Annotated in this window: 15 protein-coding genes; 11 read left to right on the top strand and 4 right to left on the bottom strand. The window is 64.6% G+C overall.

Annotation, left to right across the window (positions count from 1 at the left end; all coding sequences use genetic code 11):
- Window positions 1–8: 8 nt before the first annotated feature.
- Window positions 9–1118 carry an LPS export ABC transporter permease LptF gene (gene lptF / locus CQ050_RS01520; RefSeq protein ID WP_105555081.1) on the top strand — a complete coding sequence of 370 codons (1110 nt, stop codon included), beginning with the start codon at window positions 9–11 and terminating at the stop codon, window positions 1116–1118.
- A 45-nt stretch (window positions 1119–1163) separates the two neighbouring features.
- Here lptF and CQ050_RS01515 read toward each other — a convergent pair whose 3' ends face one another.
- Window positions 1164–2084 (bottom strand): LysR family transcriptional regulator, encoded by a 921-nt coding sequence (locus CQ050_RS01515; RefSeq protein WP_105555080.1) that lies wholly within the window; start codon window positions 2082–2084, stop codon window positions 1164–1166.
- 215 nt (window positions 2085–2299) lie between these two features.
- Between CQ050_RS01515 and CQ050_RS01510 the strand changes: the two genes are divergently transcribed.
- The 4 genes from CQ050_RS01510 to CQ050_RS01495 all read left to right on the top strand — a co-directional run bounded on the left by CQ050_RS01510 (window position 2300) and on the right by CQ050_RS01495 (window position 6721).
- The gene (locus CQ050_RS01510; RefSeq protein ID WP_105555079.1) at window positions 2300–3517 is read left to right on the top strand and encodes an ABC transporter substrate-binding protein; all 1218 of its coding nucleotides are present in this window, start codon (window positions 2300–2302) and stop codon (window positions 3515–3517) included.
- 98 nt (window positions 3518–3615) lie between these two features.
- Window positions 3616–5109, top strand: a complete 1494-nt coding sequence (locus CQ050_RS01505; protein ID WP_105555078.1) for a CoA-acylating methylmalonate-semialdehyde dehydrogenase — start codon at window positions 3616–3618, stop codon at window positions 5107–5109.
- 95 nt (window positions 5110–5204) lie between these two features.
- The gene (locus CQ050_RS01500) at window positions 5205–6149 is read left to right on the top strand and encodes a CysB family HTH-type transcriptional regulator (protein ID WP_105555077.1); all 945 of its coding nucleotides are present in this window, start codon (window positions 5205–5207) and stop codon (window positions 6147–6149) included.
- 248 nt (window positions 6150–6397) lie between these two features.
- Window positions 6398–6721 carry a DUF2325 domain-containing protein gene (locus tag CQ050_RS01495; RefSeq protein WP_035212827.1) on the top strand — a complete coding sequence of 108 codons (324 nt, stop codon included), beginning with the start codon at window positions 6398–6400 and terminating at the stop codon, window positions 6719–6721.
- A 181-nt stretch (window positions 6722–6902) separates the two neighbouring features.
- On the opposite strand, the gene CQ050_RS01490 is transcribed toward CQ050_RS01495, so the two are convergent.
- Window positions 6903–7568, bottom strand: coding sequence for a C40 family peptidase (locus tag CQ050_RS01490; protein WP_199196709.1), 666 nt, complete (start codon window positions 7566–7568; stop codon window positions 6903–6905).
- A 285-nt stretch (window positions 7569–7853) separates the two neighbouring features.
- On the opposite strand from CQ050_RS01490, the gene CQ050_RS01485 reads away from it, so the two are divergent.
- The 6 genes from CQ050_RS01485 (at window position 7854) to ltaE (ending at window position 15914) form a co-directional block, all read left to right on the top strand.
- Window positions 7854–9743, top strand: a complete 1890-nt coding sequence (locus tag CQ050_RS01485) for a propionate--CoA ligase (RefSeq protein ID WP_105555075.1) — start codon at window positions 7854–7856, stop codon at window positions 9741–9743.
- Window positions 9740–10147 (top strand): heme-binding protein, encoded by a 408-nt coding sequence (locus CQ050_RS01480; RefSeq protein ID WP_105555074.1) that lies wholly within the window; start codon window positions 9740–9742, stop codon window positions 10145–10147. The genes CQ050_RS01485 and CQ050_RS01480 overlap by 4 nt, the downstream gene beginning before the upstream one ends.
- Window positions 10144–11487, top strand: coding sequence for an MFS transporter (locus tag CQ050_RS01475; RefSeq protein ID WP_105555073.1), 1344 nt, complete (start codon window positions 10144–10146; stop codon window positions 11485–11487). Before CQ050_RS01480 ends, CQ050_RS01475 begins: the two co-directional genes overlap by 4 nt.
- Window positions 11488–11826: 339 nt before the next feature.
- On the top strand, window positions 11827–13806 hold the full coding sequence (acs, locus tag CQ050_RS01470) for an acetate--CoA ligase (RefSeq protein WP_105555072.1): 1980 nt from the start codon (window positions 11827–11829) through the stop codon (window positions 13804–13806).
- Window positions 13807–13949: 143 nt separating this feature from the next.
- Window positions 13950–14837: a DMT family transporter gene (locus CQ050_RS01465; RefSeq protein WP_105555071.1), complete on the top strand. Its 888-nt coding sequence runs from the start codon at window positions 13950–13952 to the stop codon at window positions 14835–14837.
- 66 nt (window positions 14838–14903) lie between these two features.
- On the top strand, window positions 14904–15914 hold the full coding sequence (ltaE, locus tag CQ050_RS01460) for a low-specificity L-threonine aldolase (RefSeq protein ID WP_105555070.1): 1011 nt from the start codon (window positions 14904–14906) through the stop codon (window positions 15912–15914).
- A 17-nt stretch (window positions 15915–15931) separates the two neighbouring features.
- On the opposite strand, the gene CQ050_RS01455 is transcribed toward ltaE, so the two are convergent.
- A complete protein-coding gene (locus tag CQ050_RS01455; protein WP_105555069.1) occupies window positions 15932–17257 on the bottom strand; it encodes an aspartate aminotransferase family protein in 1326 nt (441 codons plus the stop codon).
- Between the two features lie 138 nt (window positions 17258–17395).
- The gene (locus tag CQ050_RS01450; RefSeq protein ID WP_105555068.1) at window positions 17396–18277 is read right to left on the bottom strand and encodes a GntR family transcriptional regulator; all 882 of its coding nucleotides are present in this window, start codon (window positions 18275–18277) and stop codon (window positions 17396–17398) included.
- Window positions 18278–18296 lie beyond the last annotated feature (19 nt).

Below are 18296 nucleotides of genomic sequence, written 5' to 3'. Positions count from 1 at the left end.
ATTCTCCCATGTCTCTATTTAAACGCTCTGTCGTCAGCGAGATCACCAGTCACGCTGGCGTTGTCTTTTCCACGTTGCTCGTCGTGTGGCTCAGCGTGCTTCTCGTGCGCCTGCTCGGTGAAGCGGCGGGCGGCAACATCGGAGCGGACGTCGTGCTGGTGCTGGCCGCGCTGTCGACCATCACCGCCTTGCCGACCATTCTTGCCGTCTCCGTGTTCATCGCGGTGCTGACGACGGTTACGCGCAACTACCGCGAATCCGAAATGGTGGTGTGGTTTGCCAGCGGCCTGTCGCTGGCCGACTGGCTCCGGCCTGTGCTGCGCGTGGCCATCCCCATCGCATTGGCGGTGGCGGGTTTGACGCTGGTGGCCGCGCCCTGGGCGTACCGCCAGATCGGCGAATACCACGAACGCTTCGAGCAGCGCTCCGACCTGTCCAAGGTCACCGCAGGACAGTTCGCGGAATCGTCCGGCGGCAACCGTGTCTTCTTTTCAGAAGACCCCGCCACGCCCTCCGACGAATTGGGCAACGTGTTCGCGCGTGAAATCGGGCCTGAATGGTTGAGCGTGCTGACGGCAAGCAGCGCGCACAGCGAAACGCTGCCCAATGGCGACCGCTTCCTGGTGCTAGGCGAAGGCCACCGCTATGACCTGAAGCCCGGCACGCCCGAGATCCGGCTGGTGCACTTCGACAAATACGGCCTGCGCCTGGAAAGCAAGGCTGGCGACGACCCCATCGCCGAAGCCCGGGCCGCCGCCGAGCGCTCGGCCAAGGCTCGCACCACGATGCAACTGATGGCGGACAACACCGACAGCAGCTGGTCGCAGGTGATGTGGCGGGTGTCGCTGCCCCTGGCCGCGCTGAACCTGGCGCTGCTGGCCATTCCACTGGGGGCGGTGAACCCGCGCCTGGGCCGTTCGGGCGACCTGCTGATCGCGGGCCTGGTGGGGCTGCTGTATATGAATCTGATCAACCTGTCGCGCGCCTGGATTTCCAACGGCAAGCTCAGCTTCGGGGTAGGGGTGTGGGCGATCCACGGCGCGGTGGCCCTGCTGACGGTGTTCCTGCTCATGCGGCGCCTGAGGGTGAAGGCGCCCAAGGACACCGCCCAGGCGTAACGGCCGAACGAGGGCCTTTGCGGCCCTCCATTCAATTCTGACCCGTCAGGGCAGGTATTTCATCGTGCCGCGCTTGCCGGCCAGCAGGTCGGCGTTCTTCAGCACCGACTTGCGGATGAATTCCCACAGCACCGTCACGCGCTTGAGCTTGCGCAGGTCTTCGTGGCAGTACATCCAGAACGAACGCGTGATCTCCACCTCGTTCTCCAGCACCGGTTTCAATCGCGGATCCTGCGCGGCGATGAAGCAAGGCAGGATCGCCAGCGACTGGCCCTGCAGGGCCGCGTGGTACTGCGCGACCACGCTGGTGCTGCGCAGCACCACCTTGCTGGCCGGCAGCAGGTCCTCCAGATAGCGCAAACGTTCGCTGAACAGCAGTTCGTCCACATAGCCGATGAAGGTGTGGTCGGCCAGGTCCGCGCGGCTGGCGATCGGCGGGTGCCGTGCCAGATAGCCGGGCGTGCCGTACAGCCGCAGGGTGTAGTCGCACAGCTTGCTGCAGACGTACGGCCCGCGCTGGGGGCGTTCGATGGTGATGGCCAGGTCGGCCTCGCGCTTGGACAGGCTGACAAAGCGTGGCACTGGCAGGATGTCCAGCGTGATGTGCGGATAGCGGCGCTGGAAGTCGGCCGCCAGCGGCGTCAGGACGTAGCTGCCGAAACCTTCCGTGGCACCAATGCGTAGGTGGCCCGACAACGCCTGGCCGATGCCGGACAGGTTTTCGCGGGCGGTGTGCACCGTGCTTTCCATCTGCTCGGCATGGACGAAGAGGCGCTGGCCGTCGTCGGTCAGCATGAAGCCCGCGCTGCGCGATTTCTCGAACAGCAACGTGTCCAGTTCGGTTTCCAGCGCCCGGATGCGGCGCGACACCGTGGTGTGTTCCACCCCAAGCTTGCGCGCCGCCGCGCTGACCCGCTGGGTCCGGGCCACTTCCAGGAAATATCGCAGGCTGTCCCAATCAAGCACTTCTGGCGCTCCGAGGCCCCGGGCATCAGGCGGCGGGGGGCACAAAATTCTATTGTGCATCAATGCACAAGGAATGTGCATTTCTGGTGTTGCTTGTTAATTTTCACACATCTACACTGGGCTGGCAGGCCTCGGGGCATTGCCCTGGGAGCCGCAAGCCGCAAAGACGGCGCACAACGCTAAAAATCAGCGCATAACACTCAGGAGACAAATCCATGAAAGTGCACGCACGCGGGCTTGCCGCAGGCTTGTGTCTGGGCGCATTGTTGGTGAGCCAAGCGCAAGCGGCGGATAAGCCGCCAGTGAAGATCGGCATTCTGACGGACATGTCCGGCACCTATGCCGGCATGGGGGGCGCGGGGTCGGTGGCGGCGGCGCAGTTGGCCATCGACGACTGCCTGGCTGCGGAATGCAAGGGCATGAAGATCGAACTGGTGTCGGCCGACAACCAGAACAAGGCGGATGTGGGCGCCGCGAAAGCGCGCGAATGGTTCGACCGCGACGGCGTGACGGCGATTGCCGATCTGACCAATTCGGCCGTGGCGCTGGCCGTGCAAGGCATTGCGCGTGAAAAGAACAAGGTCGTGATGTTCTCCGGCCCGGCCACGACGGCGCTGACCAACAAGGAATGCTCGCCCGTCGGTTTCCACTGGATGTTCGACACCTACTCGCAGTCCGCCGGCGGCGCCAAGGCGACCGTGCGGGCCGGCGGCAAGTCGTGGTACTTCATTACCGTGGATTATGCCTTCGGCCACTCGTTGGAAGCGGACACGGCCAAGGCAGTGAAGGCCTTGGGCGGAACCGTGGCCGGCAATGTGCGCCATCCCCTGAACGCCCCCGATTTCGCGTCCTATCTGTTGCAGGCGCAAAGCTCCAAGGCGCAGGTCGTGGCGTTGGCCAACGGCGGGCAGGACACCGTCAATGCCGTCAAGCAGGCCCGCGAGTTCGGCATCGTGGCGGGCGGCCAGCGTCTGGTGTCGCTGTTGATCTTCCTGTCGGACCTGCGCGCCCTGGGGCTGGAAAGCGCCCAGGGCCTGTCGTATGTGGACGGCTTCTACTGGGATTACGACGATGCGTCGCGCCAGTGGTCGTCGCGCTTCGAGAAGGCCTTCCGCGGCCTGAAGCCCACGATGACGCAGGCCGGCGTGTATTCCAGCGTGCTGCATTACCTGCGTTCGGCGGCGGCGGCCGGCAGCACCGACGGCAAGGTGGTGGCGGACAAGATGCGCGAGCTGCCCATCAAGGACCCGATCATGCGCAACGCATCCATCCGCCCGGATGGCCGCGTGATCCACGACATGTACCTGTACGAAGTGAAGAAGCCCGCCGAGTCCAAGGGCGGTTGGGATTATTCCAAGCTGGTGGCCACCATCCCGGCCGCCGAGGCGTTCCAGCCCCTGGCCGATTCGACCTGCTCGCTGGTGAAGAAGTAACCCTGGCGCGCCGGCCGGACCTTTGCCCGGCCGGCGCGCGGCAAGATCCATGAACGCGGATTCCATCCGCATCGACTACGCAGTGTGAGGAGCATCAAATGAGTGAAGTCCCCCGCGTTCCGCTATTGATCGGCGGCAAGCTTGTGCAGTCCCAAACCACCGAATGGCGAGACGTGATCAACCCCGCCACCCAGGAGGTCGTGGCCAAGGTGCCCTTCGCGACGCGCGAAGAACTGGACCTGGCCGTCTCCAACGCCAAGGAGGCCTTCAAGACCTGGCGCAACAGCGGGCAGGGCGCACGGATGCGCGTCATGCTGAAGTTCCAGGAACTGCTGCGCGCCAACACCGGCAAGCTGGCCGAGATGATCACCCGCGAACACGGCAAGACCCTGCCGGACGCCGAGGGCGAAATCGGGCGCGGGCTGGAAGTGGTCGAGCATGCGTGCTCGATCGCCAACCTGCAACTGGGCGAGTACGCCGAGAATGCCGCCTCCGGCATCGACGTCTACACGCTGATCCAGCCGCTGGGCGTGTGCGCGGGCATCACCGCGTTCAACTTCCCGGTGATGCTGCCGTGCTTCATGTTCCCGATTGCCGTGGCCTGCGGCAACAGCTTCGTGCTCAAGCCGTCTGAGCAGGATCCGACCTCGTCGTTGTTCCTGGCCCAGCTTGCGCTGGAAGCCGGCCTGCCGCCGGGCGTGCTGAACGTCGTGCATGGTGGCCCGGATACCGCCAACGGCCTGTGCGAACACCCCGACATCAAGGCGGTGTCGTTCATCGGTTCGACCCGCGTGGGCACCGAGATCTACAACCGTGCATCGGCGGCGGGCAAGCGCTGCCAGTCGATGATGGGCGCCAAGAACCACTGCGTGATCCTGCCGGACGCCGATCCGGAAGTTGCGCTGAACCAGTTGGTCGGCGCCGCCTTCGGCGCGGCAGGCCAGCGCTGCATGGCGTCGTCGGTGGCCGTCCTGGTGGGCGATGCCCGCAACTGGCTGCCCGATTTCGTCGAGCGTTCGAAGAAGCTGAAGGTCAATTCCGGCACCGACCGCGAAGCCGACCTGGGCCCGCTGGTGTCGCCCAACGCCAAGAAGCGCGTGGAAAGCCTGATCCAGAAGGGCGTGGACGAAGGCGCCAAGCTGCTGCTGGACGGCCGCAACCTGAAAGTGTCGGGCTTCGAGCAAGGCAACTTCGTGGGCCCGACGATTTTCGACGGCGTGAACGAAGACATGACCATCTACACCGAAGAGATCTTCGGACCGGTCCTGTGCTGCGTTGGCGTGGAAACGCTGGAAGACGCGGTGGCGTTCATCAACCGCAACCCCAACGGCAACGGCGTGGCGCTGTTTACCCAGGACGGCGGCGCGGCGCGCTATTTCCAGAACAACATCGACGTCGGCCAGGTGGGCATCAACGTGCCGATTCCCGTGCCGGTGGCGTGGTTCAGCTTCACGGGTTCGCGCGGCTCCAAGCTGGGCGACCTGGGCCCCAACGGCAAACAGGCCGTCCAGTTCTGGACGCAGACCAAGACGGTCACCGCGCGCTGGTCGGCTCACGCCAAGACCGTGAACACCACGATCTCGATGCGCTGAAACAGGGACGCCTTGCTCCTAAGCTTATATAAATAAGTCATATAACGAGGCGTCCTTATTACTTATAATTGGCCCATCTATCAGGGGCCAATTGAATGAACCTCCAGCAATTTCGTTTCGTGCGTGAAACCATCCGGCGCGACTTTAATCTGACCGAAGCCGCCCGGATGCTCTATACCTCGCAGCCTGGAGTCTCCAAGGCCATCATCGAGTTCGAAGACGAGCTTGGCATCAAGATCTTCGAACGCCACGGCAAGCGCATCAAGGGGTTGACCAAACCCGGTCTGGCGGTTTCGCAGGTGATCGACCGCATCATGCGCGAAGTCGATAATCTGAAGAAAGTCAGCGATGAGTTCGCGCGCCGCGACGAAGGCGGCCTGGTGATCGCATGCACGCACACGCAGGCGCGCTATCTGCTGCCCCGCGTGATCCCCGCGTTCCGCAAGCAGTTTCCCAAAGTGCATTTGTCCCTGGCTGAAGGCAGCCCCGCGCAATTGGCCGAGATGGTGCTGCACGAGCAGGCCGACCTGGCGCTGGCGACGGAATCCCTGGCGCTGACGCCGGGTCTTGCGACCTTGCCGGTGTACGCCTGGGAGCACACCGTCGTGGTCCGGCCCGACCACCCGTTGGCGGAACTGACGTCCAGCGCCGCCAAGCGCCTGTCGTTGCAGCAGTTGGCGGAATACCCCATCGTCACCTATGACCGCGCGTTCACGGGCCGCAGCACGATCGATGAAGTCTTCGCCAACCAGGGCATTCATCCGGACATCGTACTGGAAGCCATCGACGCGGACGTGATCAAAACCTATGTGGACGTGGGCCTGGGCATTGGCATCATCGCCGGCGTGGCCTACGACCCGCGGCGCGATTCCAACCTGGTCGGCCTGCCGGTCGGCCATCTGTTCGGCACGCACACGACCCGCGTCGGCGTGAAGTCGGGCGTCTTCCTGCGCGACTACGTCTACACGTTCCTGGAAATGCTGGCCCCGTCGCTGACCCGCGCGGTGGTGACGGAAGCGGTGCAGGGCGCACCGAAGTAGGCGGTCGGATCGGCCGCTGGCCACCCGCAAAAAAAGCGCGGCGTCTTCGGACGGCGCGCTTTTTTCTTGGGCGCTCCGACGACAACGACCCCCTGGAAAGCCGCGAGTTCCTTGGCTGATAGCAAATCTCGCTATCCCTTTCGGTAAGCTCATTAATATTATTAAATAAGAACCGATCTCATTTAAGTTGACTAAAAAATAGGAATCATTATCATTACATCCAGGCTCAACGACCAGTGAGGTTCATCATGACGGCAGGACTCAGTGCAGTAGTGGTTGGCGCAGATCGACTGGGCAATATCCCGGATCTGCTGAAAGGACACAATATTTCGATCACGCACCACATCAGTGGCCGCGATCCCTCGCATCAGAAGAAAACGCTTCAACTCCCGTCGGGCACGCAGCTGGTCATCCTGCTGACGGATTTCCTGGGGCACAACGTCATGAAGACCTTCCGTAACGCCGCGCAGCGCGGTGGCATCCGGGTCGTGGCTTGTCGCCGTTCGGTCTGCAGCATGCAGCAGGCCCTGCAGCAATGCGGCCTGTGCCCGCGTGCAGGCACCGTGCACTGATTTTCCACTTGCCGATGGAACACAAGAACTGGGGAGGCCGGAAACGGCCTGCGGCGTGGGGCTTTGGCCCCTGACCCGCGAAGAGCAATGAAAAACGCCGTCAGACAAGAGTCTGACGGCGTTTTGCTTTTGGGGGATGGTGTCCGACAGCCGACTTATGCGACGATGCCGGTAGCGAGGTTCAATTCGCGGCGCGGGCGGACGCCATCAGGCTGTTGTCCAGGCGGCGGGCGCCGTTGTAGCGCTTGGACCAGTAGGCCATGGTCATGCTTTCGACGCGGACCACGCCGCCGGCGCTGGGCGAGTGCACGAAGCGATCGTCGCCCAGGTAGATGCCCACGTGGGAATAGCGGCGGCCCATCGTGTTGAAGAAAACCAGGTCACCGGCCTTGAGTTCATTTTTGGCGACGGAGATGCCTTGCTGGGCCATTTCCGCGGCATTGCGAGGCAGCTTCAGGCCCAGCGAACGCTCGGCCGAGTAAGTGACCAGGCCGCTGCAATCGAATCCGGTATCGGGGGAACTGCCGCCGAAGCGGTAACGGATGCCCAGGTAGTTCAGGGCTTCGCTGACCATGGCGTTGTCGCTGCCCACGGCCGCGCTGGTGCGGTTCTGTTGGCGATCGCGCTTGAATTTGTGGCTGACCAGCATACCGATGGGATCATCGGCGGTGGCAACCCACTCCATTTCGTACGGATCAATCTCGGACGTTTGGGCGGTTGACTTCTGGCCAGTGCCAGCACAACCTGCCAAACCCGCCACACATGCCATCAACGCGAGCGTACGCAGACCCCGGTACGTTTGGCCAGTGGATGAATTGAATCGCGCGAGTATGGAGTGTCGATGCATTCGCCTGGGGATGACTTGCTGGATGACAGCGAAAACCACGGGATTAGCCGTGGATCGGGCCGAAATGTCAGCAAAATCAACAATTATCTACAACTTCGCGGGGATTCTACCAAACTTTCAAGACCGGTCGGTGACAGATCGGCTATTTATCCATGACGCTTGGATATTTGGTGGAATATTTTGACTTGTGGCAAGCCTCGTGCAAGGTTCGCCTACCAAAATGACCGAATGATTCGCAAGAAATCAATCCGCCTTAAGGCGTACGAACGATAACAGGAGACATAAATGCAAAAAACCCGGGATTTCCATTACAGATCATTGCATGACCGAGATGGCTTCTGGCGCGAAGAGGCGGGTCGCATCCACTGGGAGACGCCGTTTGAGTCTGTCCTGGATTTCTCGCGGCCGCCATTCGCCAAGTGGTTCGTAGGCGGGCAGACCAATCTTTGCTACAACGCCGTCGACCGGTGGTTGCCGACGCAGGCTGACAAGCCGGCGCTGATCTGGGTGTCCACCGAAGTGGAGCGCGAGCGCGTCTACACCCGCCAGGACGTCTATGAAGAGGTCAACGCGGCGGCCGCCATGCTGAAAGGGTTGGGGGTGGGGCGCGGCGACCGCGTGCTGTTGTACATGCCGATGGTGCCGGAAGCGGTGTTCACGATGCTGGCCTGCGCCCGGATCGGCGCGGTGCACTCGGTGGTGTTCGGCGGGTTTGCGTCCGTCAACCTGGCCCAACGCATCGACGACGCGGCGCCGAAAGTGGTGGTCTGCACCGACGGCGGCTCGCGCGGCGGCAAGATCGTGCCGTATAAGCCGCTGCTGGACCGGGCGCTGAGCCTGGCCAAGACGCCGCCGGCCTCGGTGGTGGTGTTCGACCGAGGCTTGGCGCCGTTCGAACCCGTGGCCGGGCGCGACCTGGACTATGCGACGCTGCGCGAGCGCCATCGCGGCGAGCACGTGCCGGTGCAATGGCTGGAATCGTCCGAACCCAGCTACATCCTTTATACGTCCGGCACCACCGGCAAGCCCAAGGGCGTGCAGCGCGATACCGGCGGCTATGCGGTGGCGCTTGCGTCGTCGATGGAATACCTGTTCAACGGGCGCGCGGGCGACACATTTTTCTGCACCAGCGACATCGGCTGGGTGGTGGGGCATTCCTACATCATCTACGGCCCCCTGATTGGCGGGCAGGCGACGGTGCTGTACGAAGGCACGCCCGTGCGTCCTGATGGCGCGATCCTTTGGAAGCTGGTCGAACAGTTCGGCGTGAACACCCTGTTTTCCGCGCCGACGGCGGTGCGCGTCCTGAAGCGCCAGGACCCGGCGCTACTGAAGCGCCACGATCTTTCCAGCCTGCGCGCCGTCTATCTGGCGGGCGAGCCGCTGGACGAACCCACCGCCCAATGGATATCGGAAGGCCTGGGCAAGCCCATCATCGACAACTATTGGCAGACCGAATCTGGCTGGCCCATCCTGTCCGCCCAGCCCGGCGTGGAGCGGGTGCCGACACGTTTCGGCAGCCCGTCCTTTCCGGTGTATGGGTTCGATGCGCGCATCGTCAGCGAATCCACGGGCGAAGACCTGGGGCCGGACGAGAAAGGGGTGGTGGCCATCGTGCCGCCGCTGCCGCCAGGCGCGATGTCCACCATCTGGGGAGACGACGCGCGTTTCGTCCAGACGTACTTCACCTCGATTCCCGGCCGCCAGGTGTATTCGACCTTTGACTGGGGGCGGGTGGACGCCGACGGCTACTGGTTCATCCTGGGCCGTACCGACGACGTGATCAATGTGGCGGGCCACCGCCTGGGCACGCGCGAGATCGAGGAATCGGTCAACAGCCACAGCGGCATCGCGGAATGCGCGGTGGTCGGCGTGGCCGATGCGCTGAAGGGGCAAGTGGCGATGGCCTTCGCGGTATTGAAGAATCCCGCCAGCGCCGACACGCCGGAAGGGGCAAAGCAGCTGGAAGGCGATATCATGCGGCTGGTGGAAGATCAGCTGGGAGCGGTGGCCAGGCCCGCCCGGATCCGGTTCGTGGGCGCTTTGCCCAAGACCCGGTCCGGCAAGGTGCTGCGCCGTGCGATCGTCGCGGTTTGCGAAGGACGCGACCCTGGAGACCTGACGACCATTGAAGATCCCAACGCCCTGGAACAGATCAAGGAGTCGCTGCAATGAATACCAAACCCGTGCTGAGCGCCGAAGACGTCAAGAAGATCCTCGCCGCGGCCGAAGCACACGCCGTGCAGAACAAATGGGCCGTGACCATTTCCGTGGTCGATGATGGTGGCCATCTGCTTGGCATGCTGCGCCTGGACGGCGCGGCCCCGATTTCGGCACACATCTCGCCCTCGAAGGCCAAGACCGCCGCGCTGGGCCGCCGCGAATCGCGCATCTACGAAGAGATGATCAACACCGGCCGCGTGTCGTTCCTGTCGGCGCCGCTGATCGACGGCATGCTGGAAGGCGGGGTGCCGATCACCGTCGACGGCCATGTGGTGGGTGCCGTGGGCGTGTCGGGCGTGAAGTCCACCGAAGACGTGCTGATCGCACAAGCTGGTATTGCCGCGCTGGGCCTGTGAGCCAGCCGCAGCCGCCGGGACCGTCCGCTGACGGTCCCATGCCGAACGCCGGGGCAGGGGACGCAAGCCCCCTGAATCCTGGCGTGGCCAAACGCGAAGTCTGGGCCTGGGCCATGTACGACTTCGCGAATTCCGGCTACACCACCGTGATCCTCACGGCGGTGTTCAGCACCTATTTCGTCGGTGTGGTCGGCGGGCGCGCCCCGTGGGCCACGCTGGCCTGGACCGCGGCGCTGTCGCTGTCCTACCTGCTCATCATGCTGACCATGCCCACGCTGGGCGCCCGCGCGGACGCCAGCGGCAGCAAGCGCCGTCTGCTCTACACCAGCACCATCGGCTGCGTGGCCGCGACGCTGGTGCTGACGCAGGCCGGGCCGGGCGACGTCTGGCTGGCGCTGGCCGCCATCGTCGTGTCCAACTACTGCTACTGCGTGGGCGAGTCCATGGTGGCGGCGTTCCTGCCGGAACTGGCCAGGCCGGCAGCGCTGGGCCGCGTGTCGGGCTGGGGCTGGAGCTTCGGTTATTGCGGCGGCATGCTCACGCTGGGCCTGTCGCTGGTGGTCGTGACGCTGGCCGAAGGGCGCGGCATGACCGCGGAACACTTCGTGCCGTGGGTCATCGTTGTCACCGCCGCGGTGTTCGCGCTGGCGGCGCTGCCGTCCTTCTTTTTGCTGAAAGAGCGCACGCGCCCGCAGCAGGACAAGCTGAAGGCGTTGCACATGCTCAAGCGCCTGGCCTATGCCTGGCGCGAGACAGGTTTGCACTTTCCCGAATTCCGCCGGCTGCTGATGTGCATCGCCTGCTATCAGGCGGGCATTTCGGTGGTCATCACGCTGGCGGCCGTGTATGCGTCCGAGGTCATGGGCTTCACCACGCCCCAGATCATGCTGCTGGTCTTCACGGTGAACATCGGCGCGGCGTTGGGCGCATTTTCGTTCGGCTACGTGCAGGACCGCATCGGCCACAAGCCGGCGTTGGCCATCACCTTGTGCGGCTGGATCGTGATGGTGCTGGTTGCGTATGCGGCGACGACGGCGCCGGTGTTCTGGGTGGCGGCCACGCTGGCCGGCCTGTGCATGGGCACGACCCAAAGCGCCGGCCGTGCCATGACGGGGGCGCTGGCGCCCGCCGGACGATTGGCCGAGTTCTTCTCGCTATGGACTTTCGCCGTGCAGCTGGCGGCGGTGATCGGGCCGCTGACCTACGGTCTGGTGACCTGGGTCACGCACGGCGACCACCGCCTGGCCATCCTGGTGACCGGCCTGTTTTTCGTGGGCGGCCTGGCCCTGTTGTCGCGCGTGGACATGAAACGCGGCCTGGCCCGCCGTCCCGCCGTCTGATCTTGCGCGGCCCGCGCGGGTCTGCCGCGGCCACCGCCCCCGGCCGGGCTGCTATCCTTATGAACTGCCTTTGATGCATCGCGCGCCGCGCGAGGCATCAAGCGGATTGCTTTGCACCGCTATGCCGGTGCGTTGTCAGCTTGTTCGTGCCGTTGGGGTCGATGCCGTTCCGGTGTTTCCCGCCCTGAGCCGGCGCTGTCAGGTCTCTGCGGTCACGCACGCATGCGGGCTCCGGCCCGCATTTTGCGTAAGGTGCCCGTAAGAGCGCGGCGATACGGTGGCGGGTGGGTAATAAAACAGCAGCACAAACAAACAGAATCACCGATTGGAGACAAGATCATGTCGAATGCCATTGAGTCCGTACTGGTAGAAACCCGCGTCTTTCCGCCGCCCGAGCGTGCGGCCAAGGGCGCGGCGATTCCCAGCATGGAGGCCTACAACGCGTTGTGCGCCCAGGTCGAAAACGATTTCGACGGCTTCTGGGCCGGACAGGCCCGCGACAACCTGACGTGGACCAAGCCGTTCACGCAGGTGCTGGATGAGTCGGACGCCCCGTTCTACCGCTGGTTTGGCGACGGCGAACTGAACGTCTCGGCCAATTGCCTGGACGTGCATCTGACCAACGGCAACGCCGACAAGACCGCCATCATCTTCGAAGGCGACGATGGCTCGGTGAACAAGGTCAGCTACCGCGAATTGCTGGCGCGCGTGTGCCGCTTTGCCAACGGCCTGACCGCACTGGGCTACAAGAAGGGCGACCGCGCCATCATCTACATGCCCATGTCGATCGAAGCCGTGGTGGCCATGCAGGCCTGCGCGCGCCTGGGCGTGACGCATTCGGTGGTGTTTGGCGGCTTCTCGGCCAAGAGCCTGCAAGAGCGCATCGTGGATGTGGGCGCGTCGCTGGTCATCACCGCGGACGAGCAAGTGCGTGGCGGCAAGACCATCCCGCTGAAGCCGGCGGTGGAAGATGCCATCGCGATGGGCGGTTGCGAAGCTATTTCCAAGGTCATCGTGTACCGCCGCACGGGCGGCAAGGTGCAATGGACCGAAGGCCGCGATCTGTGGATGCACGACGTCGAGGCCGGCCAGCCCGACACCTGCGAACCCGTGCCGGTCAACGCCGAGCATCCGCTTTTCATCCTGTACACGTCGGGCTCCACGGGCAAGCCCAAGGGTGTGCAGCATTCATCGGCGGGCTACCTGCTGTGGGCGCTGCTGACCGTGAAATGGACGTTCGACGCCCGCAAGGATGACGTCTATTGGTGCACGGCCGACGTGGGCTGGGTCACGGGCCATACCTACATCACCTACGGCCCGCTGGCCGCCGGCCTGACGCAAGTCGTGTTCGAAGGCGTGCCGACCTACCCCAACGCCGGCCGCTTCTGGGACATGATCGCGCGCCACAAGGTGACGACGTTCTACACGGCGCCCACCGCCATCCGTTCGCTGATCAAGGCGTCCGAGGCAACGCCCGACGCGCATCCGAAGAACTACGATCTGGACAGCTTGCGCATCATCGGCACGGTGGGCGAGCCCATCAACCCCGAAGCCTGGATCTGGTATCACAAGAACATCGGCCGCGAACGTTGCCCGATCGTGGACACGTGGTGGCAGACCGAAACCGGCGGCCACATGATCACGCCGCTGCCGGGCGCCACGCCGACCAAGCCGGGTTCATGCACGCTGCCGCTGCCGGGCATCGCCGCGGCCATCGTGGATGAAACCGGCGGCGACGTCGAAAAGGGCAACGGCGGCTTCCTGGTCATCAAGCGCCCGTGGCCCGCGATGATCCGCAACATCTGGGGCGATCCGGAACGCTTCAAGAAGAGCTACTTCCCGTCGGAACTGCGCGGCTACTACCTGGCTGGCGACGGTGCGCAGCGGGACGCGGACGGCTACTTCTGGATCATGGGCCGGATCGACGACGTGCTCAACGTGTCGGGCCACCGCCTGGGCACGATGGAAGTCGAGTCGGCGCTGGTGGCGCATGAACTGGTGGCGGAAGCCGCCGTGGTGGGCCGCCCGGACGATACGACGGGTGAAGCCGTGGTGGCGTTCGTGGTGCTGAAGCAGGCGCGTCCGGAAGGCGCCGAGGCGCAGGCCATCGCCAAGCTGTTGCGCGACTGGGTGGCCAAGGAGATCGGTCCCATCGCCAAGCCCAAGGACATTCGCTTCGGCGACAACCTGCCCAAGACGCGTTCGGGCAAGATCATGCGCCGTCTGCTGCGCGTGGTGGCCAAGGGCGAGGAAGTCACGCAAGACGTTTCCACGCTGGAAAATCCGGCGATTCTGGAACAGTTGGCCAAGCCCCTGTAAGTCCCGCCCGCCGCAAGCGGCGGCAAGCTTGCGGGAGGACGGGAGCATAATGTCAGACGCCCGCACCGGTAATTGCCGGTCCGGGCGTCTTTTCTTTGTTGTTCCTTGCTTTTTCACCCCCTTATCTACACGGAGCCACGGACGTGAGCCGCAGCAGTTTCGATCGCGCAGGGCTAGCCCTGATGCTCAGCACCATTGTGGTGTGGGCAGGCAGTTGGATCGCGATGAAACTGATCGTGCCTTACATCGGCCCGTTCGACTTCGTGGCGCTGCGCTATGTGACGGGCAGCCTGGTGCTGTTCGCGTTGGCGATCGCCACGCGGCGGCCGCTGGCCATGCCGCCATGGAAATTGACTTTGCTGATCGGGTTGACGCAGACGGCCGGGTTCCAGGGTTTCGTGCAAACGGCGCTGGTGTCGGGCGGCGTGGGCAAGGTCTCGTTGATGGCCTACACGATGCCGTTCTGGGTGGTGTTGTTCGCCTGGTGGCTGTTGGGCGAGCGCCCGTCGGTCCGGCACGGGCTGGGTATTGGCCTTGCGGCGGTGGGCCTGGTCTGTTTCGTGGAGCCGTGGAACGGCCTGGGCGACATCCGCCCCGTGCTGCTGGGGTTGGGCAGCGGTTTGTGCTGGGGCGTGGGCACGGTGTTGTCCAAGCGGATGTTTGAACGCCATGCGCCGGATGTCATGACGTTCACCGCGTGGCAGATGCTGTTCGGCGGACTGGTCATGGTGCCGGTGGCCTATCTGGTGCCGCAGATGACCGCGCAGTGGGATTGGCCGTTATGGACGGGCATGGCCTACATCGTGCTGATCGCGACAGCGGCCGGTTGGTTGCTGTGGCTGCAGGTTGTGCGCCGCGTGCCGGCGTCGATCGCCGGCTTGTCCAGCCTGGGCGTGCCCGTGGTGGCGATGCTGCTGGCGTGGGCAATCTTGTCCGAGCGTCCGTCGCTGGGTGAAGTGGGCGGCATGGTCTTGATCCTGGCCGGCATCTTCATCGTCAGCCGCGCGGCGCCCGCGGCGCGCGCTTCGTGATCCGCAGTCCTCTGCATTCCTTCTCCGATTTCCGTTCCGGTTCCATTCCCTTTCCAAGGACGTCCCATGATCGATCTGCGTAGCGACACTGTCACTCGGCCTTCGGCGGCCATGTTGCAGGCGATGGTTTCGGCCCCGTTAGGCGATGACGTGATGGGCGACGATCCGACCGTGATCCGCTTGCAGGCGGCCGTGGCCGAGCGCGCGGGCAAGGCGGCGGGCCTGTTCTTCCCGTCCGGCACGCAAAGCAATCTGGCCGCGCTGATGGCGCATTGCGACCGGGGCGACGAATATCTGGTGGGGCAACTGGCCCACACCTACAAGTACGAAGGCGGCGGCGCGGCGGTGCTGGGCAGCATCCAGCCGCAACCCATCGAGCACGCGGAAGACGGTTCACTGCCGCTGGAGAAACTGGCGGCGGCGGTAAAGCCGCTGGGCGATCCGCACTTTGCGCGCACCCGCTTGCTGGCGTTGGAAAATACCTTCCATGGCAAGCTGATCCCGGCCGCTTATATTCAGGCCGCGACGGACTGGGCGCGCGGGCAGGGCCTGGGCACTCACCTGGATGGCGCACGCGTGTTCAACGCCGCCGTGGCCAGCGGCAAGCCCCTGGCCGACATGTGCCGGCCGTTCGATTCGGTGTCCATCTGCTTTTCAAAGGGCCTGGGCGCACCGGTCGGCTCCGTGTTGGTGGGCAGCCAGGAACTGATCGGCCGCGCGCACCGTTGGCGCAAGATGCTGGGCGGGGGTTTGCGCCAGGCCGGCGTGCTGGCGGCCGCGTGCCTTTACGCGTTGGAGCACAACGTCGACCGGTTGGCGCACGATCACGAAAACGCCCGCGCGCTGGCGGAGGGCTTGCGAGCCATTCCCGGCGTCAAGGTCTTGAGCCAGGACACCAACATGCTGTTCGTGGAATTCGAGCCGTCGCGCTGCGATGCGTTGACGGCTGCGCTGGCCCGGGAAGAGATCCAGATGCGCGCCGTCTATGGCGGCCCGACGCGGCTGGTGACGCACCTGGACGTGTCCGCGGATGATGTGCGGCGAGTCGTCCAGGCCGTGGCGCGCCATCTGGCCTGAAGCGGGGCGGGCGGGGGTCAGGCGCTGGCGCGCAGCACGTCCGCCAGCACGGTGAACAGCTCGTCGATCTGGGCGCGTTCGATGATGAGAGGGGGCGACAGCAACATCGTGTCGCCCGCCGAACGGATCAGGCATCCCCGTTCCAGGCACGCGTTGTGCACCGCATAGGCACGCTGGCCCGGCTGGCCTTCAAGCGGCGCCAGTTCAATCGCGGCCAGCAGGCCGATATTGCGGATGTCGACCACATGCGGCAGCCCCTTCAAGCTGTGCGCCGCGTCTTCCCAATAGCGTGCCAATTCCTGGCTGCGTTGGAAAAGGCCTTCACGGCGGCAGATGTCCAACGTCGCCAAGCCGGCCGCGCATGCGACCGGGTGGCCCGAATACGTGTAGCCGTGCGCCAGTTCGATGGCGTTTTCGGGCCCCTGCATGAATGCGTCGTACACATGCCGCTGCACCAGCGTCGCACCCATGGGGATCGCGCCGTTGGTCAGTCCCTTGGCGCTGGTGATGATGTCTGGCTTGACGCCGAAGTAGGACGATGCGAAAGCGCCGTCAATGCGGCCGAAGGCGCAGATCACTTCATCGAATATCAGCAGAATGCCGTGCGCGTCGCAGATTTCGCGCAGCCGCTGCAGATATCCGCGGGGCGGCACGATCACGCCGGTGGAGCCGGCGACCGGTTCGACGATGACGGCGGCGATGGTGGAAGCGTCGTGCAGGGCCACGATGCGCTCCAGCGTGTCGGCCAGGTGGGCGCCCCAATCCGGCTGGCCGCGCGTATAGGCCATCTGCTGCCGGTCATAGGTATGGGGCAGGTGGTCCACGAAGGGCAGCAGATTGCCGAAGGGTTTGCGATGGCCGCCGATTCCCGATACCGACAGTCCGCCGAAACCCACGCCGTGGTAAGACCGTTCACGCCCGATCAGCCGCACGCGCTGGCCCTGGCCACGTGCCCGGTGATAGCCCAGCGCGATCTTCAAAGCGGTGTCGACCGCCTCTGATCCCGAGTTCGAAAAGAAAACACTGGAGAAGCCCGCGGGCGCCTCGGCGCACAACGCGTCGGCCAGCTCGAACGCCAGCGGGTGCCCCATCTGGAACGAAGGCGCGTAATCCAGCTCGTAAGCGGTGCGTGCGATGGCCTCCACGATTTCCGGTCGGCGGTGGCCGGCATTCACGCACCACAGGCCGGCGATACCGTCCAGCACGCGGCGGCCGTCGGGGCGGATGTAGTGCATGCCTTCGGCGGCGCTGAACAGCACCGGATCCCGCTTGACGCGCCGGTTGGCGGTAAAGGGCATCCAATAGGCGTCGGGATTGGGAACGGAAGAGGGAAGCGACGGCATGGGCGATCCGGCTGTGGGTAAGTTTAGGTCTGCTTATTTTGTATTAAATAAAATATAAATACAATGCGGAGCATGATCAGACCCTGCGTGGGCGGCACGGGACGCCGTTTGGGCGCGGCGGCCGGAGCCGGCGCGGCCTCAGGAGGCTTGCAGCGAGGCTTTCAGGTGGCGGCGCATCAGTTGCGCCGCCCATTCCTGGTCGCCCGATTCCAGGGCGTCGATGATCTGCAGATGTTCGCTGCTGGAGTTGACGAAGCGAGCGTCTCGATAGAAGGCGGCGTGCTCTTCCAGCCGGCGCAACTGGTTTTGCTGCTGCACCGCCTGCAGGATGTAGCGGTTGCCCGAGAAGCGGGCCAGCAATTCATGGAAGGACGCGTTCAGCGCGAAGAAATCGGTGGCCGAAATGTCGGCATCGTCGCGTTGGATCAGCGCTTCGTGCGCGGCGCGCATGCGCGCCAGCGCCGGTCTGTCCAGGCGGAACGTGGGTTCCAGCAACCCGGCGCATTCGATGGTCATGCGGAAGCGGTAGCTTTCGCTGAGCGCTTCGGCGCTTTCAAGCGAGGGGGCGAATTGCCAGCCGTGCCCTTTGCGCTTTTCGATCAGCCCGTCGGCGGACAGTTGCAGAAGCGTCTTGGCCAACACGCTGCGCGGTGCGCCATAGCGTTGAAGCAGTTCGCGCTCCGTGAACGTTTCGGGCAGGCCGCGTGAGGCGCGGTCATCGATCAGCCGGCGGTAGAGTTCGTTTTGCGTGGGCCCTGCGCTTTCGATCAGGAGCGTGCCCGCCGCCGCGTTGTCGGCGACGGTGTAGCCGCTGTTGGGGCGATGCGTGATCAGGCCCTGGGCGGCCAGCAGGCGCAACGCGCCGCGCACCGGCGTGCGAGACACCTTGTAGGCCGCGGCCAGGGTTTCTTCGGACAGGTGGTCGCCCGGCAGGTAGCGCCGCGCCACGATGTCTTCCGCGACATGGCGCGCCAGATCGACTTGCAGCGGCGTGGGGCGAGCGGGGGCGGCGGTGGACATGGCGCGTCGGCGTGGCGGA

The sequence above is a fragment of the Achromobacter sp. MYb9 genome (assembly GCF_002975275.1).
Taxonomy (GTDB): Bacteria; Pseudomonadota; Gammaproteobacteria; order Burkholderiales; family Burkholderiaceae_B; genus Achromobacter.
This window is presented reverse-complemented; position numbering and strand designations above follow the sequence as displayed.